Annotated in this window: 1 protein-coding gene and 1 pseudogene; both read right to left on the reverse strand. The window is 66.3% G+C overall.

What is annotated here, in order from left to right:
• Nucleotides 1-1,040, reverse strand: a 1,040-nt coding sequence (locus ABZ471_RS48690; protein WP_359075626.1) for a hypothetical protein, incomplete at its 3' end; no start/stop codon positions are given.
• A gap of 7 nt (nucleotides 1,041-1,047) precedes the next feature.
• Nucleotides 1,048-1,380: pseudogene (locus ABZ471_RS48695) on the reverse strand (hypothetical protein); the annotation flags it as partial.

A 1,380-nucleotide genomic window follows, 5' to 3' on the forward strand; every position in this document is an offset into this window, starting at 1 on the left:
TCGAGCGTCTGCTGCTGCCACTGGGGGTACTGCGCCGGGTCGCCGTGGGTCTCGCCGTCGGACTGGTTGTACAGGAAGTTGAAGTCCATCGACAGGGCCTGGATCTTGTCCCCGTACGGGAGCAGCTGCAGCGGGAAGTCCCAGATGCCGTTCTTCTTCGTCGGCCACACCTGGAATTCGCCCGGTGAACTGGCGTCGTAGCGCCAGCCGTAGCTCTTGATCGCTTTCAGCAGGTTCTTCTGGCCCTCCAGGCAGGGCGCGCGGCCGCCGGTGACCTCCTTCTTGAAGTCGAAGGGCAGTGCCGGTATGTCCTTGAAGCCGGTGTTGGTCTTCCAGTGGTCCACGAAGGAGTAGAACTGGTCGATCTCGCTCTTCCACTCCTCCACGCTCCACTGGCCGCCACCCTTCGCCTCGCAGAAGTGGCCGTTGAAGTGGGTGCCGATCTCGTTGCCGTCCTTGTACGCCTTCCCGAGCTGCTCCAGAGTGGTGCGTATGTGGTCGTCGGTCGCGTAGTCGATCGCGGCGTCGCCCGGAGAGTGCATGGGGCCGTGGTACTGGGCCTTCTTGCTCTTGGGTAGCAGGTAGATGCCGGTGAGGAAGAAGGTCATGTGGGCGTCGTATTCCTTGGCCAGCTCCCGGTAGTGCGAGAAGAGGTGGTCGCTGCCCTCCAGCGCGCCGTCCCAGGAGAAGACGACGAACTGGGGCGGCTTCTCGCCGGGTTTGAGCGGCTCGGGCTTCAGCTCGCCCTTCTGGGGTCCGGTGTAGGAGGTGGAGCCGTCGCCGAGGATCTTCGTTTTGCCGTCCCACGAGGGCGTGGGCTTGGGTGCAGCGGTCCTGGGTCTGTTCTTCGGCGCAGCGGTCTTGGGGCTGTACAGGGCGGATGCGGTGCGCGTGGTGCTGTCCAGCCGGTTCAGGACGAGGTAGCCGGCGACCACGGAGGCCACGACGAGGAGGGCGACCAGGGTCTGCACCTCGGGACGGGTGAAGCAGCGGCGGAGCCCGGCCGGATGACGACGGTCGACCGTCGGCTTGTTGCTCATGCAGAGATCATTCTGTGAGGAGAGAGGGGAGTAGGTTCGGTGTCCGGGATCTCGGGGGTCGCCCCAGGCCCACCGCATGGGCCCAGATGCCGTAGGGGACGTCGTCGGCGGACGTACTGGTGACGTCTTTGAGCGGCAGCGGTGCGAGGCTCTTGGCCAGGTCGATGCGGTAGACGACGACGGCGGTGGTGACGGATGCGGAGGTACCGGTGTACCAGGCGGCGGTGTCGTCCTGGGTGGTGCCGGCCTTGCCCGACACCTGGGCGGTGGCAGGCGCGGCGGTCGGGTGGGCGGTGCGGAAGGACTCCGTCAGTGCGCGGTCCACCTGTGCGGCGACGTC

Source organism: Streptomyces sp. NPDC005728, assembly GCF_040630895.1.
GTDB lineage: Bacteria > Actinomycetota > Actinomycetes > Streptomycetales > Streptomycetaceae > Streptomyces.